Source organism: Planomonospora antibiotica (assembly GCF_014647955.1).
Taxonomy (GTDB): Bacteria; Actinomycetota; Actinomycetes; order Streptosporangiales; family Streptosporangiaceae; genus Planomonospora; species Planomonospora parontospora.
The window spans coordinates 1-22,594 of the sequence record NZ_BMQE01000054.1 but is presented as its reverse complement, the minus strand read 5'-3'; the positions used below and the strand labels follow the sequence as shown (position 1 = coordinate 22,594).

The 22,594-nt window shown below is 73.2% G+C and carries 22 protein-coding genes; 9 read left to right on the top strand and 13 right to left on the bottom strand.

Annotated features, from left to right (window positions below; genetic code table 11):
* Positions 1–77: 77 nt before the first annotated feature.
* The 4 genes from IEZ06_RS30950 to IEZ06_RS30935 all read right to left on the bottom strand — a co-directional run bounded on the left by IEZ06_RS30950 (position 78) and on the right by IEZ06_RS30935 (position 3,338).
* Positions 78–1,364 (bottom strand): ArsB/NhaD family transporter, encoded by a 1,287-nt coding sequence (locus IEZ06_RS30950; protein ID WP_189240224.1) that lies wholly within the window; start codon positions 1,362–1,364, stop codon positions 78–80.
* Positions 1,365–1,664: 300 nt separating this feature from the next.
* Positions 1,665–2,123: a CBS domain-containing protein gene (locus tag IEZ06_RS30945; RefSeq protein ID WP_189240223.1), complete on the bottom strand. Its 459-nt coding sequence runs from the start codon at positions 2,121–2,123 to the stop codon at positions 1,665–1,667.
* Positions 2,124–2,260: 137 nt separating this feature from the next.
* Entirely contained in the window at positions 2,261–2,533 is a 273-nt protein-coding gene (locus tag IEZ06_RS30940; protein WP_189240222.1) for a cation:proton antiporter regulatory subunit, read from the bottom strand.
* A 40-nt stretch (positions 2,534–2,573) separates the two neighbouring features.
* Positions 2,574–3,338, bottom strand: a complete 765-nt coding sequence (locus tag IEZ06_RS30935) for an SPFH domain-containing protein (RefSeq protein ID WP_189240221.1) — start codon at positions 3,336–3,338, stop codon at positions 2,574–2,576.
* Between the two features lie 219 nt (positions 3,339–3,557).
* Here IEZ06_RS30935 and IEZ06_RS30930 point away from each other — a divergent pair, with 219 nt between their 5' ends.
* Both IEZ06_RS30930 and IEZ06_RS30925 read left to right on the top strand, forming a co-directional pair.
* Positions 3,558–4,535: a HAMP domain-containing sensor histidine kinase gene (locus tag IEZ06_RS30930; protein WP_189240220.1), complete on the top strand. Its 978-nt coding sequence runs from the start codon at positions 3,558–3,560 to the stop codon at positions 4,533–4,535.
* A 93-nt stretch (positions 4,536–4,628) separates the two neighbouring features.
* Complete coding sequence (locus IEZ06_RS30925; protein WP_229798949.1) at positions 4,629–5,285, top strand: response regulator; 657 nt, start codon at positions 4,629–4,631, stop codon at positions 5,283–5,285.
* Positions 5,286–5,358: 73 nt separating this feature from the next.
* On the opposite strand, the gene IEZ06_RS30920 is transcribed toward IEZ06_RS30925, so the two are convergent.
* The 5 genes from IEZ06_RS30920 to IEZ06_RS30900 form a co-directional block, all read right to left on the bottom strand.
* Positions 5,359–6,030 carry a methylated-DNA--[protein]-cysteine S-methyltransferase gene (locus tag IEZ06_RS30920; RefSeq protein ID WP_229798946.1) on the bottom strand — a complete coding sequence of 224 codons (672 nt, stop codon included), beginning with the start codon at positions 6,028–6,030 and terminating at the stop codon, positions 5,359–5,361.
* Complete coding sequence (locus IEZ06_RS30915; protein WP_189240218.1) at positions 6,027–7,526, bottom strand: AlkA N-terminal domain-containing protein; 1,500 nt, start codon at positions 7,524–7,526, stop codon at positions 6,027–6,029. The genes IEZ06_RS30920 and IEZ06_RS30915 overlap by 4 nt, the downstream gene beginning before the upstream one ends.
* A gap of 75 nt (positions 7,527–7,601) precedes the next feature.
* Entirely contained in the window at positions 7,602–8,543 is a 942-nt protein-coding gene (locus tag IEZ06_RS30910) for an NYN domain-containing protein (protein WP_068894511.1), read from the bottom strand.
* Positions 8,544–8,644: 101 nt separating this feature from the next.
* The gene (locus IEZ06_RS30905) at positions 8,645–8,842 is read right to left on the bottom strand and encodes an acyl-CoA carboxylase subunit epsilon (protein WP_189240217.1); all 198 of its coding nucleotides are present in this window, start codon (positions 8,840–8,842) and stop codon (positions 8,645–8,647) included.
* Positions 8,839–10,431 carry an acyl-CoA carboxylase subunit beta gene (locus IEZ06_RS30900; protein ID WP_189240216.1) on the bottom strand — a complete coding sequence of 531 codons (1,593 nt, stop codon included), beginning with the start codon at positions 10,429–10,431 and terminating at the stop codon, positions 8,839–8,841. The genes IEZ06_RS30905 and IEZ06_RS30900 overlap by 4 nt, the downstream gene beginning before the upstream one ends.
* Before the next feature lie 146 nt (positions 10,432–10,577).
* On the opposite strand from IEZ06_RS30900, the gene IEZ06_RS30895 reads away from it, so the two are divergent.
* The 3 genes from IEZ06_RS30895 (at position 10,578) to IEZ06_RS30885 (ending at position 15,796) form a co-directional block, all read left to right on the top strand.
* Entirely contained in the window at positions 10,578–11,357 is a 780-nt protein-coding gene (locus tag IEZ06_RS30895) for an ABC transporter ATP-binding protein (RefSeq protein ID WP_189240215.1), read from the top strand.
* The gene (locus tag IEZ06_RS30890) at positions 11,333–13,084 is read left to right on the top strand and encodes a hypothetical protein (protein ID WP_229798944.1); all 1,752 of its coding nucleotides are present in this window, start codon (positions 11,333–11,335) and stop codon (positions 13,082–13,084) included. Before IEZ06_RS30895 ends, IEZ06_RS30890 begins: the two co-directional genes overlap by 25 nt.
* A gap of 75 nt (positions 13,085–13,159) precedes the next feature.
* Positions 13,160–15,796: a phosphoenolpyruvate carboxylase gene (locus IEZ06_RS30885; RefSeq protein WP_189240214.1), complete on the top strand. Its 2,637-nt coding sequence runs from the start codon at positions 13,160–13,162 to the stop codon at positions 15,794–15,796.
* A 110-nt stretch (positions 15,797–15,906) separates the two neighbouring features.
* On the opposite strand, the gene IEZ06_RS30880 is transcribed toward IEZ06_RS30885, so the two are convergent.
* The 4 genes from IEZ06_RS30880 to IEZ06_RS30865 form a co-directional block, all read right to left on the bottom strand.
* Positions 15,907–16,278, bottom strand: a complete 372-nt coding sequence (locus tag IEZ06_RS30880) for a type II toxin-antitoxin system VapC family toxin (protein WP_189240213.1) — start codon at positions 16,276–16,278, stop codon at positions 15,907–15,909.
* A gap of 2 nt (positions 16,279–16,280) precedes the next feature.
* Complete coding sequence (locus IEZ06_RS30875) at positions 16,281–16,532, bottom strand: type II toxin-antitoxin system Phd/YefM family antitoxin (RefSeq protein WP_189240212.1); 252 nt, start codon at positions 16,530–16,532, stop codon at positions 16,281–16,283.
* A gap of 107 nt (positions 16,533–16,639) precedes the next feature.
* Positions 16,640–17,536, bottom strand: coding sequence for a formate dehydrogenase accessory sulfurtransferase FdhD (fdhD, locus tag IEZ06_RS30870; RefSeq protein WP_189240211.1), 897 nt, complete (start codon positions 17,534–17,536; stop codon positions 16,640–16,642).
* A complete protein-coding gene (locus IEZ06_RS30865) occupies positions 17,533–19,752 on the bottom strand; it encodes an FdhF/YdeP family oxidoreductase (protein ID WP_203872273.1) in 2,220 nt (739 codons plus the stop codon). The genes fdhD and IEZ06_RS30865 overlap by 4 nt, the downstream gene beginning before the upstream one ends.
* Before the next feature lie 152 nt (positions 19,753–19,904).
* On the opposite strand from IEZ06_RS30865, the gene IEZ06_RS30860 reads away from it, so the two are divergent.
* The 4 genes from IEZ06_RS30860 to IEZ06_RS30845 all read left to right on the top strand — a co-directional run.
* Positions 19,905–20,738, top strand: coding sequence for a biotin--[acetyl-CoA-carboxylase] ligase (locus IEZ06_RS30860; RefSeq protein WP_189240209.1), 834 nt, complete (start codon positions 19,905–19,907; stop codon positions 20,736–20,738).
* Between the two features lie 33 nt (positions 20,739–20,771).
* Positions 20,772–21,293, top strand: a complete 522-nt coding sequence (locus tag IEZ06_RS30855) for a PH domain-containing protein (RefSeq protein WP_189240208.1) — start codon at positions 20,772–20,774, stop codon at positions 21,291–21,293.
* Positions 21,290–22,270 carry an adenylate/guanylate cyclase domain-containing protein gene (locus IEZ06_RS30850; RefSeq protein ID WP_189240207.1) on the top strand — a complete coding sequence of 327 codons (981 nt, stop codon included), beginning with the start codon at positions 21,290–21,292 and terminating at the stop codon, positions 22,268–22,270. The genes IEZ06_RS30855 and IEZ06_RS30850 overlap by 4 nt, the downstream gene beginning before the upstream one ends.
* A 116-nt stretch (positions 22,271–22,386) precedes the next feature.
* A partial coding sequence (locus IEZ06_RS30845) for an alcohol dehydrogenase catalytic domain-containing protein (RefSeq protein WP_189240206.1) occupies positions 22,387–22,594 on the top strand: 208 nt, incomplete at its 3' end.

The following is a 22,594-nucleotide window of genomic DNA, read 5'->3' as shown; positions in this document are numbered from 1 at the left end:
CCGCCACGGCTCGCCGGACCCGTCGGCCGGCCGGACCCGTCGGTCCGCCGCACCGGGAGTCCGGCGGACCGGCCGGCTCAGGTGAAGTAGCGGAGCCAGACGTAGACCCAGGCCATCAGCGAGCTGAGGGCCGTGACGAGGATGCCGTACTTGGTGAACTGCCAGAAGGAGATGGGGTGGCCGGCGCGGGCGGCGATGCCGATGACGACGACGTTGGCGCTGGCGGCCACCGCGGTGCCGTTCCCGCTGAAGTCGGCGCCCAGCGCGAAGGCCCACCACAGCGCCTGCCCGGTGGCCGGGTCGGGCGCCTGGGCCACGAGCCCCTCGACGATGGGCGCCATGGTGGCGGCGTAGGGGATGTTGTCGAAGAAGGCGCCCAGCACGGCGGAGCCGAACAGCAGCGCGGTCGCCGCGCCGAAGAAGTCGTCGCCCACCACGCCGATCGCCCAGTCGCCCACGGTGGAGATGACGCCGGTGTGCACCAGCCCGGCGACCATGACGAACAGGCCGGTGAAGAACACCAGGGTCGGCCACTCGACCGCGCGGAGGGTCTCCTGGACGTCGGTGCCCGAGACCAGGACCATCACCCCGGCGCCGACCAGTGCGACGATCGACGGTTCGACGTGCAGGACGGAGTGCAGCCCGAAGCCGACGATGACGAGACCGAGCACGGCCAGGCAGCGCGTCAGCAGGTGCGGGTCGGTGATGGCGCGCCGCTCCTGGAGGGCCATGACGGCGGTCACGCGGTCGGGGTTGTAGCGGAACGACTTCCTGAACAGCGCGCGGGTCAGCAGCACGAACGCCGTGAAGGTCACCACGACGATCGGTGCCATGTGGACGAGGAAGTCGTTGAACGTCAGCCCGGCCCGGCTGCCGATGATGATGTTGGGCGGGTCGCCGATGAGCGTGGCCGCGCCGCCGATGTTGGAGGCGAGGATCTCGGCGATGAGGTAGGGCTGGGCGGGGACGCCCAGCCGGTTGCACACGACGACGGTGACCGGGGCGACGAGCATGACCGTGGTGACGTTGTCCAGGAACGGCGAGGCGACGGCGGTGATGATCATCAGCATCACCATCAGCCGGTACGGCCTGCCCCGGGACTTCTTGGCGGCCCAGATGGCGAGGTAGTCGAAGACCCCCGTCTGCTTGAGGACCCCCACGATGATCATCATGCCCAGGAGCAGGAAGATCACATTCCAGTCGACGCCCTCGTGCTCGGAGAAGAACACCTCCGAACCGGGGATCAGTCCGAGCACCGCCATGACCCCGGCGGCGATGAGCACCACCTTGACCTTGTCCGCCTTCTCCGTGGCGATGTAGAAGAACGCCACCACGAAGACGGCGAGTGCGGCGAGGGCGCTCATCGGTCACGCCTCGGCGGTCCGGTCCGGGTCACGGCCGGGGCGGTGGGCCGGGTCCGGCGGGACGGTGCCGGGAGCCGGGGCATGCCCAGGGGGCGTCGCCGGAAGTCGTGCATGGGAAATCCTCCGAACGGCGTGTGCGCATGCGGGATCCCGGACGTGCGGGATCCCGGGCGCGCGGAACAGGACCGGGGTGGTGTACGGCGGGCGGGAAAGGTCCGGCCGGGGCGCTCCGCGAGGCGCCGGCCGGGAAGATCGTCCGGGGCGCTCCGCCCGAGGCGGTCCGGGAGCGCCCCGGCGGGGTCAGTCGTCGGGGCCGGACAGGGCCAGACTGGTGAGCAGGCGGTCCAGGGTGATCGTGCCGACCAGGACCCCGGCGTGGTCGACCACCGCCACCAGCGGGCTGCGCAGCCGCGCCATGAGGGCCGCCACCTCCAGCAGCGTCGCGTCGAGGGCCACCGTGGCGGGCTTGACGGGCTGGCGCGGCAGGCAGTCGCCCACCGTCAGGTCGCCCTGCTCCTGCCAGAACAGGTCGGCGCGGGCCTCGTCGACGGTCCGGGCGAGCGCCGGGTCCTCCTGGTAGGCGCCGGGGACCGTCATCCGGAGCACCTGCGTGCCGGGCAGCACCATGCGGGGCCGCGAGTCGTCGTCGACGACGATCAGTCCCGGCAGGCGGGCCAGTGTCATCACCCGCACCGCTCTGGTGACCGGGTCGCCGACCGTCACGGTCGGCAGTCTCACGGCGATGTCCCGTGCCAGCATCACACCGTCCCTCTGGGCCTTCCGGACGCGGTCCGATTCCGAGCAGTGGCGTTTCACATCCGGAGCGTGCACCGCCGGTATCCGGAAGTGCCTCTCCCGTGTCCTCGGGGAAGGGGCGCCGTCCCTGCCCGTTCTCGTCACGGGGCCCCTCCGGTGAGTGCGGCGATCCGGTGCTCGAGGTCGGCGACCCGGTCGGCGATGGGCCGGGGCTGGAGGATCTCCGCGAGCTGGGCGGCCTCGTCGCGCTCCATGACGACGCACTCCACCGCGAGGTCGGGATCGTCGGGGCCGTACACCATCAGGGAGAGACGGTCGGTCTCGTCCACCAGCATGGAGAACCGGTGCCCGCCCCTGGTTCTGAAGTGGTGCACGGTGCCGGTGCCGGGCACGGTGGTGTGGGTGATCTCCATGTTGATCCTCCGTTCTCGTGGGTGGGACGGGAGGGCGGGGTCAGCGGCGCGGACGGGCGAAGCGGACCGCTCGGGAGCACTCCTCTCGGGTGTGGGCCGGTCCGGTGCGGATCGGCCGGGTGTGGGCCGGTCCGGTGTGGATCGGCCGGGTGTGGGCCGGTCCGGTGTGGATCGGCCGGGCGCGGGCGGTCGGGCGGGTGCGGAGGCCGGGGCCGGCGCTGAAGCCCTCCGCCCAGCGGAGCAGGCCCGCGCCGAGCGGGATCTCGATCCGGCCGAGTTCGGCCCGGGTGACCTCCACGCCCTGCTCCCGGGTCCTGGCGGTGATCCGGGAGGCCAGCTCGCGCCGTTCACCGCCGGGCGGTACGGCCAGCTCCGCCAGGTCGCGTCCGGCGACGTGGCGGCGGACCTCGTCCTCCGCCGCGGCGGTCACGGCGGAGAGCGGAGAGTCCCCGGCCAGGCAGTGGCGGACCGGGTCGCGCACCGCCGCGAGCACGGCGCCGTTGACCGTCACGGTCACGCCGTCGCGGGTGGTGGCCTCCAGCCAGAGCAGGTCGACGCGGACCGGACGGAGCGGAACCCGTACGCCGCGCTCCAGGAGCGGCAGCACCAGGGCGATGCCCGGACCCCGCACCCCGACCGGTCGGCCGAGCCTGAACAGGACGAGGCGCTCGCCGGAGCGGACGAGGCGGACCGGGCAGGCGGCGAGGGCCGCGAGCGCGCCCAGCGCCACGGTGCCCGCGACGATCCAGGCGGGCAGCGCCTCGACGGCGAGTGCCGCCTGCGGGCCGTTCCCCAGTACGGTCATGACGTCCCCCTCCTGAACTGACTGCCCTGTTTTGGACATTTTGCGCGAATTGCCCTGTTTCAATTGTGTGCCAGACCCTCTCGCGGGACCATCGGGGCCGACACCCATCTCCGGTGGGGGACGACATGTAGAAGGACCAGGCGGGAATGGGAGGAGGCGCGGCCCTGTGGGGGGCGCCCCGCATGGACAGACGGGTCCGGCCGCGATGGGGTTGGAGACATGAGCGATTTCCGGAGGACACCGGCGCAGGCGCTGTTCCGCAGGCTGTTCGCGATCAATGGCCTGGTCTTCACGGTCGGCACGCTCGTCCTGGCGCTCTCGCCCGCCACGGTGTCCTCGCCGGTCCTGCTCACCGAGGTGCCGGTCCTGGCGGTCGGGCTGGCGCTGATCCTCACCGCCAACGCGCTGCTGCTCCGCACCGGCCTGGCCCCGCTCGGCGCGCTCACCGCGCTCATGCAGCGGGTGGACCTGCTGAGACCGAGCGACCGGCTCACCGACAGCGGCAACGGCGACCTCACGTACGTGATCGACGCCTTCAACGCGATGCTCGACCGGCTGGAGGCGGAGCGCAGCGCGAGCAGCGCGCACGCGCTGGCCGCGCAGGAGGGCGAGCGGCAGCGCATCGCCCGGGAACTGCACGACGAGATCGGCCAGAGCCTCACCGTGGTGCTGCTCGGCCTGAAGCGGGTGGTGGACCGCGCACCGGAGGACCTGCGGGAGGAGCTCCACGCCGTGCAGGAGACGGTCCGCGCCAGCCTGGACGAGGTGCGCCAGGTCGCCCGCAGGCTCCGCCCCGGCGTGCTGGAGGACCTGGGGCTGCTCAGCGCGCTCAACAGCCTGGCGACGGAGTTCTCCCAGACCAGCGGTGTGCAGGTGGCCCGCAAGCTGGCCGCCGACCTGCCCGCGCTGGGATCGGAAGCCGAGCTCGTCCTCTACCGGATCGCGCAGGAGGGCCTGACGAACGTGGCCAGGCACGCCCGCGCCACCCGGGCGGAGCTCTCGCTGACCGCCGAGGACGGCGCGGTGGTCCTGCGCATCACGGACGACGGGCGGGGAGGCGAGCTCATAGAGGGCGCGGGCATCCGCGGCATGCGCGAGCGCGCGCTCCTCATCGGCGCCCGCCTGACCTTCGCCCCCGCTCCCGGCGGCGGCACCGAGGTGCGCCTGGTCGTGCCCGCGGCGGCGGACCGGGGATGAATCCGGTGGACCCTTTCGTGCCCGCGGCGGCGGACCGGGGATGAATCCGGTGGACCCTTTCGTGCCTGCGACAGCGGATCGGAGATGAATCCGGTGAACCCTTCCCCGACGCGGATCCTGCTGGCGGACGACCACGCCCTGGTCCGGCACGGGCTGCGGCTGATCCTCGACGCCGAACCGGACCTGACGGTCGTCGCGGAGGTCGCGGACGGCGCCGAGGCGGTCGAGGCCGCCTCGGAGGCGGAGGTCGACCTGGCGATCCTGGACATCGCGATGCCCCGGATGACCGGGATCCAGGCCGCCAGGGAGATCTCCCGGCGGGCTCCGGGCATCCGCATCCTGATGCTGTCCATGTACGACAACGAGCAGTACTTCTTCGAGTCGCTCAAGGCCGGGGCCTCGGGCTACGTGCTCAAGTCGGTCGCCGACCGGGACCTGCTGGAGGCCTGCCGGGCGGCCATGCGCGGTGAGCCCTTCCTCTATCCGGGCGCCGTCACCGCGCTCATCCGCGAGTACCTGCAGCGCGACCGGCAGGGCGGGCGCCTGCCCGAGAGCATCCTGACCCCCCGGGAGGAGGAGATCGTCAAGCTGATCGCCGAGGGGAACTCCTCCAAGGAGATCGCCGAGACGCTGTTCATCAGCGTCAAGACGGTCGACCGGCACCGCGCGAACATCCTGCAGAAACTCGGCATGCGCGACCGGCTGGAACTGACCAGGTACGCCATCCGGGCCGGACTGGTCGAACCGTGAGGCCGCTCCGGGGCCGCCGGTCCGGTCCGCGGGTTCCGGAGGCGCCGGCCCGGTCCGCGGAGCGGCCGCCCGGTCAGGCGGTCCCGGCCTCGTGGGCGAGCAGCCACTGCTTGACCGGCGTGCCGTAGTAGTAGCCGCCGTAGCCGCCGGTGGACGGCAGGACGCGGTGGCAGGGCACGAACGGGGCGATCAGGTTCTGCGCGCAGGCCCCGCCCGCCGCCCTGGCGGCCGTCCGGGGCATGCCCGCGCGCTCGGCCAGCTCGGCGTAGGTCACCGTGGCACCCGGCGGCACCTCGCGCAGCGCCGTGAGCAGCCGCTGCCGCCTGGGGCTGCCGGGCTGGCTCACCGCCACGCCGTCGAGCGCCTTCAGGTCGCCGTCCAGATAGTCGCGTACGGCCTGCGCCGCGTGGCCGAGGTCCTCGACCCGGGTCATGCCCAGGGCCCGGAGGGCGGGTGAGACCCGGGCGAGCATCTCGTCCGGGTCGGCGGTGAATCCCGCCGCGACGAGCACTCCCTCATGGGAGAGCAGCGACAGCGGTCCGGTGGGGGTGGGAAGGATCTGCGCCTCGATCATCAGGGCTCCTCGGTCGTCGGAGAGGCCGCCCGGGAGGCCGGAGCCGCCGGACGGGTGGGGAGGACGGCCGTACGGGACGCCGGTGGCGTCACCGGACGGGCCGGTGGGAGGGGCGTCGGATCCCCTCGCGGCGTGGAGGATCCCCGTCTTCAGGTGCGGGGAGGGGGTCATTCGGAACTCCAGAGATGGAGGGCTGCGTACGCCCGCCAGGGGCGCCACCGCTCGACGTGGTCGTCGGGGATGCCCAGGCACGCCATGGCCCGCCGCAGCCCCAGGTCGCCCTCGGGCCACGCGTCGGGGTCGCGCAGCGCCCGCAGCGCGACGTATCCGGCCGTCCAGGGCCCGATCCCGGGCACCCGGAGCAGCTCGGACACGGCCTCGCCGGGCTCCTGCGCGCCGTCCAGGTCGATCTCACCGCCCGCGACGCGCTCCGCGAGCGCCCGCAGCGTGGCGGTCCGCCGCCCGGTCAGCCCGAGCCCGTCCAGGTCGGCCTCCAGGAGCTCCCCGGCGGTGGGGAACAGGCGGTGGACCTCCGGCGCGTCCGCTTCGGGGAACCCACCCTCGACTCCGGGTACGGCGGGCCGCCCGGCCCGGGCCGCGATGCGGCCGAGGATGGTGCGGGCCCCGGCGACGGAGATCTGCTGGCCGACCACCGCGCGGACGGCGACCTCGAACCCGTCCCACGCGCCGGGCACCCGCAGGCCGGGACGGGCCTCGACGAGCGGGCCCAGCGCGGTCTCGCCGAGGGCGGAGGCGATGGCCCCGGGGTCGGCGTCGAGGTCGAGGAGGCGGCGGCAGCGGGCGACGACGCGGGCCAGGTGGCGGGTGTCGCCGAGACGCGCGTCGAGACGCACGTGGCCGGGCAGGGGCGTCAGGGTGATCACCCCTCCGGGGACGGCGCGGGTGTAACTCCAGCCGTCCGCCCCGCCCGGTCCGGCGTCGCCCTCCCGGCCGGAGGCGACGGAAGCGCCGGGGCCGGAGACCCGCTCCAAGCCCGGGACCGCCCGGCCGGCCAGGAACCGCATCAGCGCCCCGGCGTCGTACGGCTCCCGCACGTGCAGCCGGAGCGTCAGAGCGTCACCGGCCCCGGCCGCCCGCCCCGCCGCGGCCCGCAGGTCGCCGGGGGTGAAGCCGTAGGTCTCCTTCATCGTCGCGTTGAACTGCCGCACGCTCCCGAATCCCGAGGCGAACGCCACGTCGGTGATCGGCAGGCCGGTCTCGGTCAGCAGCTGCTTGGCCAGCAGCAGGCGCTTGGTCCTGGCCACGGCCAGCGGGCCGGTGCCCAGCTCGGCGGTGAACAGCCGGCGCAGGTGCCGCTCGGTGACGTGCAGCCGTCCGGCCAGCCCCGCCACCCCGGCGTCGTCGGCCGCCCCCTCGTCGATCAGCCGGAGCGCCCGGCCGATCAGGTCGCCTCGGTGGTCCCAGCCGGGGTCGCCGGGGCTGAGCTCGGGGCGGCACCGGCGGCAGGGCCGGAACCCGGCCGCCTCGGCGGAGGCGGCGTGCCGGTAGAAGCGCACGTTGCGGGAGGCGGGCGTGCGGGCCGGGCAGATCGGGCGGCAGTAGATCCGGGTCGAGGTGACCGCCGTGTAGAACCGCCCGTCGAACCGGGCGTCCCGCGCGGCGACGGCACGGTAACAGGAATCGAAGTCGAGCTCTCTCACGGACACGTCTACGACGCTATCCGCAGCGCAGGCCGTACGACTGGCGGGAATCGGACGCGACCGTGACCGCTCGCGGCGCGATCACTTGGAGGAGATGCCGACCCCCAGGTCGAACTCGCGGTAGACGCGGGCCCAGAAGCCGTCGCGGAGCCAGACGCGGGCCTCGGGGAACGGCCGCAGGGAATGGCCGAGCTCCTTCTCCGCCTCGATCAGCAGCTCGGTGTCGATGACCGTGGGCAGGATCGGGCCGGGGAGCAGGTCGCGGATGTTGTCCCGGCCGCGGGTGAGGATCCACTTCTGGGCGACGTGCTCGCCGACCTCCTCGACGCGGGGGCGGCTGGGGCCGAGTTTGGCGACCTGCCCGGCCGGGATCTTCGGTTTGATCGCGGCCGGGGTGCGGCCGGCGAAGACCTGCGCGGGGGAGGGGGCGGCCGGTGGGACCGGGACGGGCTGGGGGGCGCGGCTGAAGAAGTCGCGGAGGAAGTCGGCGCTGAGGATCTCGACGGTGTCGGCCTCCCAGACGAGCCGCTCGGCCTGGTTGGTGCCGTACGGCGGCTCGACGCCCCACAGGTGGATGCGCACGCCGTAGGCCTGGGCGGCCTCGACCGCCGGGACCATGTCCTCGTCCCCGGCGAGCAGGATCGTGTCGCTGACCGCGTGGTGGCGGGCCAGCGCCTCCAGGTCGCTCCTGATCTGCGCGTCCACGCCCTTCTGCTGGCCGCGGGCGTTGAGGTTGCCCAGGCGGACCTTGACCCAGGGCAGCTGGGCGATGACGCGCTGGTCGACGGTGGGCACGCGGTCGCGGGCGGCGTCGTACCAGTAGATCCGGAGCAGCTCGCCGTGGATGCGCGCCTCGGCGTGCTTCTGCAGTGCCTGGATCAGCTCGTCCGCGGCGACCTTGTACTCCTTGCGCTCCTTGGCGCCCAGCAGCACCTCGCCCGCCGCGGCGTACAGGTAACCCACGTCGACCAGCACGGCGTACTTCGCGGCGACGGGGTGAGCGGTGAGGTCAAGGATGGCCATGTCGTCCTCCAGGCCTCGTGGCTAGCTGATCGGCTGACTATATGCGCCCATTTCTTAGATGGTCCCAACTCTCACGCCACTTGACACCCTGTTCCGGGGATCTATCTTGGCAGTCCGCTCGATCTCCATGCGCCTTGTCCGACCGGGAGAGGCTTTCGCATTCGATGGGCGGGATTACGCCAATTTTCTGATTTTCGTGTGACTTTCTCGGGTGAAATGCTGCGCGAGGTCAGGGCGAGGACCAGCGCGGCGACCTCCTCGGGCGTCGCGTCGCCCCGGACGATCTTCAGGTGGGTCATAGCGGGATGTTCCCATGCTTCTTCGGCGGCAGGGCCGCGCGCTTGTTGCGCAGCGCGCGCAGCGCCCTGACGATCTGCACCCGGGTGTCGGACGGTCGGATCACCGCGTCCACATACCCTCTTTCGGCCGCGAGATACGGGTTGGCGAGGGTGTCCTCGTACTCGGTGACGAGCCGGGCCCGTTCGGCGTCCGGATCGGCGGCCGCGGCGAGCTCGCGCCGGTAGAGGATGTTGACCGCGCCCTGCGCCCCCATCACCGCGATCTGCGCGGTCGGCCAGGCCAGGTTGACGTCCGCGCCCAGGTGCTTGGAGCCCATGACGTCGTAGGCGCCGCCGTACGCCTTGCGGGTGATCACCGTGACCAGCGGCACGGTCGCCTCGGCGTAGGCGTACAGCAGCTTGGCGCCGCGCCGGATGATGCCGTTCCACTCCTGGTCGGTGCCGGGCAGGAAGCCGGGGACGTCGACGAACGTCAGCACGGGGACGTTGAAGGCGTCGCAGGTGCGCACGAACCGCGCGGCCTTCTCCGAGGCCGCGATGTCGAGCGTGCCGGCGAAGTTCATCGGCTGGTTGGCGACGACGCCCACCGAGCGCCCCTCGACCCGCCCGAAGCCGACCAGGATGTTGGGCGCGAACTGGGCGTGCAGCTCCAGGAACTCGCCGTCGTCCAGCACGGACTCGATCACCGTGTGCATGTCGTACGGCTGGTTGGCCGAGTCCGGGATCAGCGTGTCGAGCCCGCGGTCGGCCTCGGTGACCTCCAGGACCGGGTCGGCGTCGAATGCCGGGGCCTCGTCCATGTTGTTGGACGGCAGGTAGGACAGCAGCGCCCGGGCGAACTCCAGGCAGTCGGCCTCGTCGGCGGCCTCGTAGTGCGCCACGCCCGAGCGGGAGTTGTGCGTGTGCGCGCCGCCGAGCTCCTCGAAGGTCACCTCCTCGCCGGTGACCGTCTTGATGACGTCCGGCCCGGTGATGAACATGTGCGACTTCTCCGAGACCATCAGGACGAAGTCGGTCAGGGCGGGGGAGTAGACCGCGCCGCCCGCGCACGGGCCCATGACCAGCGAGATCTGCGGGATCACGCCGGAGGCGTGCACGTTCCGCTTGAAGATCTCGGCGTAGAGGCCGAGGGAGACGACGCCCTCCTGGATGCGGGCCCCGCCGGAGTCGTTGATGCCGATCACCGGGCAGCCGGTCTTGAGCGCGTGGTCCATGACCTTGACGATCTTCTCGCCGAAGACCTCGCCCAGGGACCCGCCGAACACCGTGAAGTCCTGGGCGAAGACCGCGACCGGACGGCCGTCCACCGTGCCGTGGCCGGTCACCACCCCGTCGCCGTAGGGGCGCTCGCGCTCCAGGCCGAAGCTCGTGGACCGGTGCCGGGCCAGCTCGTCGAACTCCACGAAACTGCCCGGGTCCAGTAGCGCGGCGACCCGCTCGCGGGCGGTCATCTTGCCCTTGGCGTGCTGCTTCTCCACCGCGCGGGCGGAACCGGCGTGGGCGGCCTCGTCCAGGCGGCGCTCCAGGTCGGCGATCTTGCCCGCGGTGGTGTGGATGTCGATCCCGGGGGAAACCGGCTCGGCGGTCATTCGGCGGCTCCATGCTCGCGTCTCCGGAGGTCCATGCCCAGCAGGGTAACCGCTCGCTGACAATCAGAACCAACAGGGGCGCCCGTTCGTCGCCCGGCTTGGGGATAGGCTGAGCAAACCGTAAATTTGGCAAATTAGGGGCCGTAGTGGACGTTGCGGATGCGGTACGCACACAGGGGCTGCTGAAGAGATTCGGGCAGCAGGTGGCCGTGGGCGGTGTCGACCTCGTGGTGCCGCAGGGCAGCTTCGCGGGGCTGGTCGGCCCCAACGGCGCCGGCAAGACCACCACGCTGAGCATGGTCACGGGCCTGCTCCGCCCGGACGGCGGCGGCGTGTGGATCGGCGGCGCCGACGTCTGGCGCGACCCGGTGGCGGTCAAGGCCCGCATCGGGGTCCTGCCCGAGGGGCTGCGCCTGTTCGAGCGCCTGTCGGGCCGCGAGCTGCTCTCCTACAACGGCCAGCTCCGGGGCATCCCCAAGGACGAGGTGGCGCGGCGCGCCGAGGAGCTGCTGCGCGTCATGGACCTGACGGAGTCGGCCGACAAGCTCGTCGTCGACTACTCCACCGGCATGCGCAAGAAGATCGGCCTGGCCGCCGCGCTGCTGCACAACCCCCGGGTGCTCTTCCTCGACGAGCCGTTCGAGGGCGTGGACCCGGTCAGCGCCAACACGCTGGTCGAGGTGCTGCGGCGCTACACCGCCTCCGGTTCCACCGTCGTCTTCTCCAGCCACGTCATGGAGCTGGTCGAGCGGTTGTGCGGCTGGGTCTCGGTGATGAGCCGCGGCCGGATCGTCGCGCAGGGCCCGCTGGACGAGGTGCGCGGCGGGCGGAGCCTCAACGAGGCGTTCCTCAGCCTGGTCGGCGCGCCCGCCGAGCACGGCGGCGGAGAGGAGGGACTCTCGTGGCTGGGCGCGACCTCGGCGTGAACGGCGACGGCTCCACCGGCCCCGCCGCGGGCCCGGACGCGGCGGGCCCGGACCCCGGTGCGGTCGCGGACACGGGGCCCGGCGCGGGATCGGGTGCGGGGCCCGGCGCGGTCGCGGGATCGGGTGCGGGCGCGGCCGCGGGGCCGGGCGCCGTCCCCGTGGGGCCCGCGGTGTTCGCCCGCCTCAAGCTCCGGTTGATCGCCGGGAACCTGCGCGGCGACACCACCCGGCTGCTCGGTTTCGTCTTCACCCTGCTGGCCGCGCTCGTCGTCGCGGCCCTGGGCTTCTCCGCCATGGCCATGCTCCGCTCGGCGCCCCCGCAGATCGCCGCCGACGCGGTGACCGTGCTGTTCACCCTGCTCCTGGTCGGCTGGGTGGTCGTCCCGCTGCTCGCCTTCGGCCTGGACGACACGCTGGACCCGTCCCGCCTCGCGCTGTTCCCGCTGACCACGGGCCGGCTCGCGGCCGGCATGTTCACCGCCTCGGTCACCGGCGTCTGGCCCGCCGCCACGCTGTTCGCCACGTTCGGCGCGGTCGCCGGCCTGGCGGCGGGCGCCGGCGGCGTGCTGGTCGGCACGGTGGCCGTGCTGCTCCAGTTCGCCCTGTGCATCGTCACCTCGCGGCTGGTCACCACCTCGCTCTCCGGCGTGCTGCGCACCCGGCGCGGCCGGGACGTGCTCGCGGTCTCGGTGGTCTTCTTCATCCTGGCCGCCCAGCTGCCCAACCTCCTGCTCAACCAGGGCTTCTCCGGCAATCCACGGGAGATGCTGCACGGGATCGCCTCGGTGCTGCGCTGGACCCCGCCGGGCATGGCCGCGCACGCCGTCGCCGACGGCGGGCCCGCGGCCCTGGCCGAGGTCGCCTTCCTCGCCCTCCTGGCCGCCGGGCTCGGCTTCCTGTGGATCGCCGCCCTGCGCCGGGCCATGGTCACCACGGACGCCTCCACCGAGGGGGCCTCCGTGCGCAACTCCCGCGGCCTGCTGGCCCGCTTCCTGCCCGACGGCCCGCTCGCCGCGGTCGCCACCAAGGAGCTCAGGTACGCCCGCCGCGACCCCCGCGGCCGGGTCGGCTGGTTCGCCGCCCTCGCGGTCACCGGCGTGATGGCCTTCTCCCTCAACAACGGGAACGAGGGCGTGACCCCCGGCCCGGCGCTCGCCATCGGCCCCGCCTGCCTGGGCGCGCTGATGATCGGCCTGCAGTCGTGCAACTCCTTCGGCATCGACGGCCGCTCGCTGTGGATGAACTCCATGGTGTACGGCACCGCCCGCGACTGGCGGACCGACCTCGCCGGGCGGCACCTGGCCGTGGCCGTGATCGCGGTTCCCGCGCTCACCGTGCTGGCCGTGGTCGCGGGCTTCCTGGCCGGGGACCCGCTCTGGGCGGTGCCCGCGACGCTCACCGCCTGGGGCGTGCTGGGGGTGGGGCTGGGCGTGGGCGCGCTGAGCAGCGTGCTGCTGCCGTACACGGTGCCCGAGCGGCTCAACGCCTTCACCGGCGCGGCCCCGGGCCAGGGCGGCATCGCCTTCGCGGGGTCGTTCGCCACGATGATCGGCACCGCCCTGCTCGCGCTGCCCGTCGCGCTGCCCGTGCTGCTCGGCGTCACCTGGGTCTGCGCGGTCGCCGTGCCGTACGGCCTGCTGGTCGCCGCGGTGGGCCGCAGGATCGCCGGGAACCTCGGCTTCGCCCGGTATCCGGAGATCCTGGCCTCGATCTCGCAGCCCGCCTGAGCGGCCCGCGATTGGTCTAGTCCAATAGGTGAGACCGGTCGCCGCGGGGGAAAACGGACTCGATACCCTGTCGGCATGTCCGCCAGCGCGCCCAACCAGGCAGAACGTTCTTCCGCTGTCACCGAGATGCCCGACGAGCTCCGCGCGGACGTGCGGCTGCTCGGCGGGCTGCTGGGCCAGGTCATCGCCGAGCACGGCGGCGACGACCTGCTCGCCGATGTCGAACGCCTCCGCAAGGCCGTCATCGCGGCCCGCCGCGGGGAGATCTCCGTCGACGAGATCACCTCGATGGTCGCCGGATGGCCGGTCAGCCGGGCGGTCAAGATCGCCCGCGCCTTCACCTGCTACTTCCACCTGGCGAACCTGGCCGAGGAGCACTTCCGCATCCGTACGCTCCGCGTCCGCGACACCGGCGAGGAGCCGCTGCCCGAGTCGCTGGCCCAGGCCGTCCAGGAGCTCGGCGGCGAGCGCGTCGCCGAGCTGGTCGGAGACCTGCGGCTGCACCCGGTGCTGACCGCGCACCCGACCGAGGCGCGCAGGCGCGCGGTGGTCACCGCGATCCAGCGGATCAGCGCCCAGCTCGCCGCCTACAACAGCCCCGAGCGCGGCGCCGCCGAGCGCGCCGAGACCCGGCGGCGGCTGCTGGAGGAGATCGACCTGCTCTGGCGGACCGCCCAGCTCCGGCACACCAAGCTCGACCCGCTGGACGAGGTCCGCACCGCCATGGCGGCCTTCGACGAGACCCTGTTCCGGATGGTCCCGCAGGTCTACCGGACGATGGACGCCGCGCTCGGCGAGGGCAGCGGCACCCGCGAGCCGCTGGCCCGGCCCTTCATCCGCTACGGCAGCTGGATCGGCGGCGACCGCGACGGCAACCCCAACGTCACCGCCCGGGTCACCCGCGACGCCGTGCTCATCCAGGCCGAGCACGTGCTGATCGCGCTGGAGAACGCCACCTCGCGGATCGGCCGGACCCTCACCGTGACCGCCGAGTACACCCCGGCCTCGCCGGAGCTGCGGGCCGCGCTGACCCAGGCCGAGCACGACCACCCCGAGCTGGTCTCGGAGATGGCCACCCGCTCGCCGCGGGAGCCGCACCGCCAGTGGCTGCTGTTCGTCGCGGCCCGCATCGCCGCCACCCGGCAGCGCGGCCTCGACCTGGCCTACCGCTCGCCGGAGGAGTTCCTGGCCGACCTGCGCCTGGCCCAGGACTCCCTGGCGGCGGCCGGGGCGAGGCGGCAGGCCTACGGCGAGCTGCAGCACCTGATCTGGCAGGCGGAGACCTTCGGCTTCCACCTGGCCGAGCTGGAGGTGCGCCAGCACTCCCAGGTCCACGCCGCCGCCCTGGCCGAGATCGCCGAGGGCGAGACCTCCGAGCGCACCGAGGAGGTCCTGGCCACCATCCGGACGATCGGCTGGATCCAGGAGCGGTTCGGCGTTACCGCCTGCTCCCGCTACGTGGTCTCCTTCACCCGCTCGGCCGCCGACATCGCCGCCGTCTACGACCTGGCCGCGCACGCACTCGGCGAGCGCGCCCCGGTGCTCGACGTGGTGCCGCTCTTCGAGTCCGGCGCCGACCTGGCCGCCGCGCCCGCCGTGCTCTCCGGGATGCTGGAGATCCCCGGCATCCAGGCGCGCCTCGCGGCGAGCGGCAGGCGGCTGGAGGTCATGCTCGGCTACTCCGACTCCGCCAAGGAGCTCGGCCCGGCCGCCGCCACCCTGAAGCTGTACGAGGCGCAGGAGGCGCTGGCCGCCTGGGCCGCCGAGCACGACGTGAGGCTGACGCTCTTCCACGGCCGGGGCGGCGCCCTGGGCCGGGGCGGCGGCCCGGCCAACCGGGCGGTGCTCGCCCAGGCCCCCGGCTCGGTCGGCGGCCGGTTCAAGGTCACCGAGCAGGGCGAGGTCATCTTCGCCCGGTACGGCCACGAGGCCATCGCCCGCCGCCACCTGGAGCAGGTCACCTCGGCGGTGCTGCTGGCCTCCACCCCGACCGTCGAGGCCCGCACGGCCCAGGCCGCCGGCCGCTTCCGCACGCTGGCCGAGCAGGTCGCCTCCGCCTCGGAGAAGGCCTACCGCTCGCTCACCGAGGCGCCCGGCTTCCCCGAGTGGTTCTCGCTGGTCAGCCCGCTGGAGGAGATCGGCTCGCTGCGCCTGGGCTCCCGCCCGGCCCGCCGCGGCCTGGGCGCCCCCAAGTCGCTGGACGACCTGCGGGCCATCCCGTGGGTGTTCGCCTGGGCGCAGACCCGGGTCAACCTGCCCGGCTGGTACGGCCTGGGCAGCGGCCTGGCGGCGGTCGCCTCCGAGACCGGCATGGAGGAGCTGCGCGCCGCCTACCGCGAGTGGCCGCTGTTCGCCGCCCTGCTGGACAACGCGGAGATGTCGCTGGCCAAGACCGACCGGGACATCGCCTCCCGCTACCTGGCCCTCGGCGGCCGGGACGACTTCCTGGAGCAGGTCCTCACCGAGTACGACCTGACCCGCCGCCTGGTCCTGGAGGTCACCGGGCACACCCGCCTGCTGGAGAACCGCCGGGTGCTGTCGCGCGCGGTCCAGCTCCGCGACCCGTACGTGGACGCGCTCTCGCACCTGCAGCTGCGCGCCCTGTCCCGGCTGCGCGCCGACGACCTGCCGGACGAGGAGCGCGACCGCCTGTCCACGCTCCTGCTCCTGTCGGTCAACGGCGTCGCCGCCGGCCTGCAGAACACCGGCTGACCCGAGCCGCGCCGTACGGCCCCCGCCACAGGGCCGTACGGCGCCCGGCCGGCGGGCTCGGGCCGGGACCGTGCAGGCCGCCGGACCCGGCGGTGTCAGGACCGACGGTGTCAGGCGCGGAGCAGCATGACGTCGTATTTCTGGATCTCCTCGTCCCGGGTGACCAGTGTCAGCCCTTCACAGCGCGCCTGCGCGATGAGCATGCGGTCGAAGGGGTCGCGGTGCAGGGGCGGCAGCCGGGCCGCGGTGAGGGCGTGCGTGGGCGTGATCACGAGTTCGCGCAGCTCGCAGCCGAGGATCTTCTCCGGGAGATCCGCCGGCGCGAGCTTGCCGAGAGCCTGCTTGATGCCCACCTCCCAGATGGTGGCCGCGCTCACGAAGACGTCGCTCTCCGTGTCGATCAGATCCTTGATCTCGCCGGACAGCGTCTCGTCGTCCGAGAGCCACCAGAGGATCACGTGGGTGTCCAGCAGCAGCCGCATGGTCAGAGCCCGAACTCCTCGGCGATGCCCTCGTTGACCTGCGGTGCGTCCCAGTCATCGGCCATGGCGAGCGTCCCCCGCAGGGACCCCCGGCCACGACGGCGGACGGATGTCCTGAGCGGCACGACCTTCGCGATGGGCCGGCCCGCTCGGGAGATGACCACCTCCTCGCCGTGCTCCACCCGCTCCAGGATCCTGGAGAGCTGGGTCTTCGCCTCGTGGATGTTGAACTGCTCCGCCGCTTCGGCTGCCACGTTCCCCCCATGGATCCAGATTGACTAGACTTAGTCTAGTTCCATCATTTCCATCGGGTGGGGAAAATCACGGCGACCGTCGATCCTGCCGGATGGCGCCGTGGTGACTACGAAGCTCCGCCGACGCGGTCCGGGCGGGAGTAGACGTTGAAGCGCTCGCCGCGCAGGAAGCCGACCAGCGTGATGCCGAACTCCCGGGCCAGGTCCACTGCCAGCGAGGACGGCGCGGAGACCGCGCAGACGACCGGGACGCCCGCGGCCAGGGCCTTCTGCAGGATCTCGTAGCTGGTCCGGCCGCTCACCATCAGCACGTGCCCGGCCAGCGGCAGGAGGCCGTCCAGCAGAGCCCGGCCGACCAGTTTGTCCACCGCGTTGTGCCGTCCCACGTCCTCGCGGAGCGCCACCAGGGCGCCGTCCGAGGTGAACAGCCCCGCCGCGTGCAGGCCGCCGGTCTTGCCGAACACGCCCTGGGCCCGCCGGAGCGTGTCCGGCAGGCCGTACAGGGTCTGCGGGGCCAGCAGCGGGCCGGGCTCCGTCACCGGGGCCAGGCGCCGGGAGCGCAGGGCGTCGAGGCTGGCGGCGCCGCAGACGCCGCAGGCGCTGGAGGTCGTGAAGTGCCGTTCCAGCGTCGGCAGCGCGGGCAGGCGGGCGCCGCGCAGCCGTACGGTGACCGTGTTGCGGCGCGCCTCGGGGGCCACGTCCTGGTCGGTGCAGTAGGAGATCGACGTGATGCCGCCGGGTTTCCCGATGGATCCCTCGGCGGATCCCCCCGCGGGGACGACGCCCTCGCCGTGCAGGAACCCGGCGGCCAGCTCGAAGTCGTGGCCGGGGGTGCGCATGGTGACGGCGACGGTACGGCGCTCGCCACCCGCCGCCAGGCGGATCTCCAGCGGCTCCTCGGTGGCCAGGTCGTCGCGCCGGTCCCGCACCGCGCCGCCGGAGAACTCGCGGATCCGCACCCGGGTCGTCGGCCCCGGCGGCCCGGCGCCGTCGCCGGCGGTCACGAGGGCAGCTTCGTGATCGTGGCGAGGGCGTTGTAGTCGGGGATCCGGGCGTCGGGGGAGCGGCGGGAGGCGTCCAGCAGGACGTTCCCCTCCGGCCAGTGGATCTGCAGGTTGCCGGGCATCAGCGGGGCCCGCAGCACCCGGCCGCGGAACGCCCGCCCCCCGGTGACCGAGCGCAGCTCCACCGCGTCGCCGTCGGCCAGGCCGAGCCGGTCGGCGTCGTGGGCGCTCATCAGGACGGCCTCGCGGGTGGCGCCGTTGAAGCCGTCGCGCCGCTCGTGGACCATGCTGTTGAACTGCTTGCCGCGCCGGGTGGCGACCATGAACGACCCGTCCGGGCGCTCCAGGGCCGGCAGGGCGACGGGGGCGAAGCGGCCCCGCCCGTCGGGAGTGGGGAACCGGCCGCCGGGGCACAGGTGCCGCCCGCCGTACTGCACGTTGTCCCCGAACTCCGACAGCCCGGCGATGCCCGCGTAGAACGGCACGGCCCGCTCGATGTCCGCGCGGATCTCCGCGGTGCCGGAGTAGCGGAGCCGGTCGGCCAGCTCCGGCCGGGCGCGGGCGGCCAGCTCGGTGAAGATCTGCCACTCGGGCCGGGCCTCGCCGATCCGGGGGCCCTCGACCTCGGGGGAGAAGATGATCCGCCGCTCGGTGGAGGTCTCGGTGACGCCGCCGGCCATCTCGTAGCGGGTCTGGGCGGGCAGCAGCAGCACGTCGCCGTCGTCGGCGGGGACGAGCATCTGCGACGACAGGACGATGTCGACGTGCACGCGCAGCCGCAGGCGCGACAGGGCCTCGCGGCAGCGGCCGGGGTCGGGGAGGACCTCCAGGAAGTTGCCGCCGCTGGAGACGAGGGCGTCCAGCTCGCCGGCGTGGGCCGCGTCGATCATGTCGGTCGCGGTCAGGCCGGGCGCGGTGGGCACCTCGAAGCCCCACAGGTCGGCGAAGCGCCGGGCGTTCTCCTCGGTGACGGGCAGGCCGCCGGGCAGGCCGGTCGCGTAGGCGCCCATCTCGGCGCCGCCCTGCACGCCGCTGTGGCCGCGGATCGGCATCAGGCCGCAGTGGTCGCGGCCGACGAAGCCCCGGGCCAGCGCCAGGTTCACGATCGCCCGGACGTTGTCCTCGCCGTAGGTGTGCTGGGTGATGCCCATCGACCAGACCAGCACCGCCGACCTCGCCTCGCCCAGCAGCCCGGCCAGCTCGGCCATCCGCTCCCGGCTCGCGCCCGACAGCGCCTCCAGCTCCTCCCAGGACTGCCCGGCGACCGCCCGCCGCACCTCGTCGAAACCCGTCGTGTGCTCCGCGACCCAGGCCTCGTCCACCCGGCCGCTCTCGATCAGGTGCTTGAGCACGCCGTTCAGGAACCCGATGTCGCCGCCGACGTTCACCCCGAAGAAGTGATCGGTGATCTTCGTGCCGAACAGCGCGGACTCGGCGTTGGACGGCACCCAGTACTTGTCCATGCCGGGCTCGCGGTAGGCGTTGACCATCGCGACCTGAGTCCCGGCCTTCTTGGCGTGGTAGAGGTACTTCATCGCGACCGGCTGGTTGTTCGACGGGTTGGAGCCGATGAAGACGATCAGGTCCGAGCCGATCCAGTCGGTGTAGGAGCAGGTGGTGGCCGCCGCGCCGATCGACTGCTTCAGCGCCACGGTCGAGGGCGAGTGGCAGATGCGGGCCGCGTTGTCCACCGAGTTGGAGCCCAGCGCCCGCACCGCCTTCTGCGCGGCGAAGTAGTTCTCGTTCGGCACGCCCCGGCTGGTCAGGTAGACCCCGAACCGGGAGCCGTCGCGCAGGTGCGGCGCGGCCAGGTCCAGCGCCTCGTCCCAGCCGATCCTGGTGAAGCCGGGCTCGCCCGCCCGCCTCAGCATCGGGTACGGCAGGCGCCCCAGGTCGCGCAGCTCCGCGCTGCGCATCCGCTCCAGGCCGGAGACGTCGGCCAGCAGCGAGACGTCGAGCGCGGGCATGGTGTTCAGCCTGAGCAGCCGGAGCCGGATGTTGCACAGGTGGATCTCGTCCATGGTCCAGTCGCGCATGCCCTTGGTCCCCAGCGCGCACCCGTCGCAGGTCCCCTGCGTGAGGAGCCGCCAGGCGTAGCGGCGGTTGCCCTTCACCGACCGGAACGCCTTGACCAGCTCCAGGTAGTTGTTCGGCTTGCGCTCGCCGATCCCGAAGGGCTTCCAGCTCGCCCAGTTGCGCGGGTCGAGACGCCTCATGCGCGCGTTCCTCATACGGTCCATTCTTCGCCCTCTTCCGGCCGGTACGGGCGGCCGGGACCCGTCCGTCGGCTCAATATACGTTCGCGGCAGCCGCCGGCCGCCGCCCTGCGCGGGCACCGGGCGGTCGTGCGGGGAGGGAAGATGGAGAGGTGACAGCGTCCTCGTCGTCCCCCTTCACCGACCTCGACCGCCCGCCCCTCTCCCAGGCGGCGCTCACCCGCGCACTCGTCCGTCCCGGCGGGCTCTGGTCCGGCATCACCGTCGTCGGCAGGACCGGCTCGACCAACGCCGACCTGGCGCAGGCCGCGCGCGACGGCGCCCGGCAGGGAACCGTGGTCATCGCCGAGTCGCAGGCGGCCGGGCGCGGCAGGCTCGGCAGGGTCTGGTCGGCGCCGCCGCGCGCGGGCCTGACCTTCTCGATGCTGCTGCGGCCCGACCCGTCCCCGGCCCGCCAGGGCTGGCTCCCGCTGCTCGTCGGCCTGGCCGCGGCGTCGGCGGTGCGCCGGGTGGCGGAGGTCGACGTCCGCCTGAAGTGGCCCAACGACCTGCTGGTCGGGGAGCGCAAGCTCGCCGGCGTGCTCGCCGAGCGGGTCGACGACGCGGTGATCGTCGGCGTCGGGCTCAACGTGAGCCTGCGCGCCGACGAGCTCCCGGTGGAGACGGCCACCTCGCTCGCGCTGGAGAACGCCGTCTGCGCCGACCGGGACCCGCTCGTCCGGGCGGTGCTGCGGGAGGTCGAGACGCACTACCGCGAGTGGTCCGAGGCGGACGGCGACGCCGACGCGTGCGGGCTGCGGGCCGCCTACCTGGGCGCCAGCGCGACGGTCGGCAGGCAGGTCAGGGTGGAGCTGCCGGGGGAGCGGGTGCTCACCGGCCTGGCCGCCGGCGTCGACCGGGCCGGGCACCTGATCGTGGAGTCGGAGGGGCGGGAGCACACGCTCAGCGCGGGCGACGTCGTGCACGTCCGCCCGCGGGAGTCCTGACGCCGGACCCCGGGCCGTGCCACGATTCCTCCCATGGGTCTCCCCGATCACCAGCTGACGGAGGGGGAGCGGCGCATCCGGTCGTTCCGCCCTCACTGGAAGCGCCTGGCCGTCCCGTTCCTGGCGCTGCTCCTCATCGCCGCCGCCTCCGGCGCCGCGATGTACTTCATGCCCGTCTTCGAGTACGAGGGGTACGCGCGGGCGGCCGTGGCCGTCGTCTCCGTCGGCCTGCTCACCGTGTGGACGTTCGTGCCGTACCTGCAGTGGCGGAACACCTCCTACGTGCTCACCTCGCACCGGTTCACGATCAGCACGGGCGTGCTGAGCAAGTCGCACGACGACATCCCGATGAGCAAGGTCAACACGGTCAGCGCCGACCAGACCCTCTGGGAGCGGCTCTTCGGGTGCGGCACCCTCAACGTCGAGTCCGCGGGCGAGCAGGGCCGCATCACGCTCCGCGACATCCCGCGCATCCAGGAGGTGCGGGCCGAGCTGTTCCAGGCACTGGACGACGCCGCCGACGGCGAGCTGGACGACGAGGTGCGGCGGAGGTGACGGGCCGTCCGACGGCCGAGCAGATCGAGCGTCTGTTCGTCGGTCCGCCGCCCCGTTACACCAGGATCCAGGTCGCCGAGATCTCCGGGATCCCCCAGCCGTTCACCGAGCGGATCTGGCGGGCGCTGGGGTTCGCCACGCTCCCCGACGACGCGGTGGCCTTCACCGACGCCGACGTGGCCGTCCTCACGCGGGTCCGGGCGATGATGGAGAGCGGCCTGCTGGACGAGACCACGGTCATCCGGATGACCCGGGCGCTCGGCCAGACCACCGCCAGGCTCGCGCAGTGGCAGGCCGAGATCGTGATCGGCGCGACGCTCGACCCGGGCCGGCCGCCCGCCGACGCCGACCTGGCGGCGGTGATGGAGCTCGCGCGGGAGCTGCTGCCCGACTTCGAGCGGGTGCTGGTCCACGTCTGGCGCGCCCAGCTCGCCGCCGCGGGCACCCGGCTGCTCGCCATCACCGACCTGGCCGAGGAGCCGGCTCCGCCCACCCGGCTGACGCTCGCCGTGGGCTTCGCCGACCTGGTCTCCTTCACCCGGGTCTCCCGCGAGCTGGACGAGTACGGCCTCGCCGAGCTGGTCGAGGGCTTCGAGTCCCGGGCCGCCGACGTGGTGGCCGCGCACGGCGGGCGGCTGGTCAAGACCATCGGCGACGAGGTGCTGTTCACCGCGGCGGAGCCCGCCACGGCCGCCGAGATCGCGCTGGAACTCGGCGAGGCGGTCCGGCGGGAGGGACCCGACGTCCGGGTGGGGCTGGCCTACGGGCCGGTGCTGCCCATGATGGGCGACGTCTTCGGGACGACGGTCAATCTGGCCGCCAGGCTGACGGCCATCGCCCGTCCCGGCTCGGTCGTCGTCGACGAGGCCCTGGCCGGAGCGGTCGAGGGGGTCGCCGGGATCGAGGTGCGCCGCATCCGGCGCAGGCCCGCCCGGGGGCTGGGCGTCGTGCAGCCGTACGTCCTGCGGCGCCCCTGAGGAGCGCCCGGGAACGGGGTGCGCGGGGCCGGGTCTGATAGGCATTGACTCGGGGACGGGCCATGAAAAAGGCTGTCGCCGGTAGCCGGGATCAAGACTCGAAGGGCAAGGTGCGTATGCCGTACACCGTGCAGGGCGTGGTCGCGCGTGGCAAGGGGCAGGAGGTCTCGCTGGAGACGATCACGGTGCCCGATCCCGGGCCCGGTGAGGCGGTGGTGAACGTGCAGGCGTGCGGGGTCTGCCACACCGACCTGCACTACCGCGAGGGCGGGATCAACGACGAGTTCCCGTTCCTGCTCGGGCACGAGGCCGCCGGGACGGTCG

What these genes read in the sequence shown, in the direction of transcription:
- IEZ06_RS30940 (WP_189240222.1), bottom strand. Translation starts at nt 2,533, where the DNA reads ATGGAGATCACCCACACCACCGTGCCCGGCACCGGCACCGTGCACCAC.
- IEZ06_RS30910 (WP_068894511.1), bottom strand. Translation starts at nt 8,543, where the DNA reads ATGGCCATCCTTGACCTCACCGCTCACCCCGTCGCCGCGAAGTACGCC.
- IEZ06_RS30935 (WP_189240221.1), bottom strand. Translation starts at nt 3,338, where the DNA reads ATGACCGTACTGGGGAACGGCCCGCAGGCGGCACTCGCCGTCGAGGCG.
- IEZ06_RS30865 (WP_203872273.1), bottom strand. Translation starts at nt 19,752, where the DNA reads ATGAGGCGTCTCGACCCGCGCAACTGGGCGAGCTGGAAGCCCTTCGGG.
- IEZ06_RS30905 (WP_189240217.1), bottom strand. Translation starts at nt 8,842, where the DNA reads ATGACCCACCTGAAGATCGTCCGGGGCGACGCGACGCCCGAGGAGGTC.
- IEZ06_RS30930 (WP_189240220.1), top strand. Translation starts at nt 3,558, where the DNA reads ATGAGCGATTTCCGGAGGACACCGGCGCAGGCGCTGTTCCGCAGGCTG.
- IEZ06_RS30885 (WP_189240214.1), top strand. Translation starts at nt 13,160, where the DNA reads ATGTCCGCCAGCGCGCCCAACCAGGCAGAACGTTCTTCCGCTGTCACC.
- IEZ06_RS30950 (WP_189240224.1), bottom strand. Translation starts at nt 1,364, where the DNA reads ATGAGCGCCCTCGCCGCACTCGCCGTCTTCGTGGTGGCGTTCTTCTAC.
- IEZ06_RS30945 (WP_189240223.1), bottom strand. Translation starts at nt 2,123, where the DNA reads ATGCTGGCACGGGACATCGCCGTGAGACTGCCGACCGTGACGGTCGGC.
- IEZ06_RS30855 (WP_189240208.1), top strand. Translation starts at nt 20,772, where the DNA reads ATGGGTCTCCCCGATCACCAGCTGACGGAGGGGGAGCGGCGCATCCGG.
- IEZ06_RS30920 (WP_229798946.1), bottom strand. Translation starts at nt 6,030, where the DNA reads ATGACCCCCTCCCCGCACCTGAAGACGGGGATCCTCCACGCCGCGAGG.
- IEZ06_RS30880 (WP_189240213.1), bottom strand. Translation starts at nt 16,278, where the DNA reads ATGCGGCTGCTGCTGGACACCCACGTGATCCTCTGGTGGCTCTCGGAC.
- IEZ06_RS30900 (WP_189240216.1), bottom strand. Translation starts at nt 10,431, where the DNA reads ATGACCGCCGAGCCGGTTTCCCCCGGGATCGACATCCACACCACCGCG.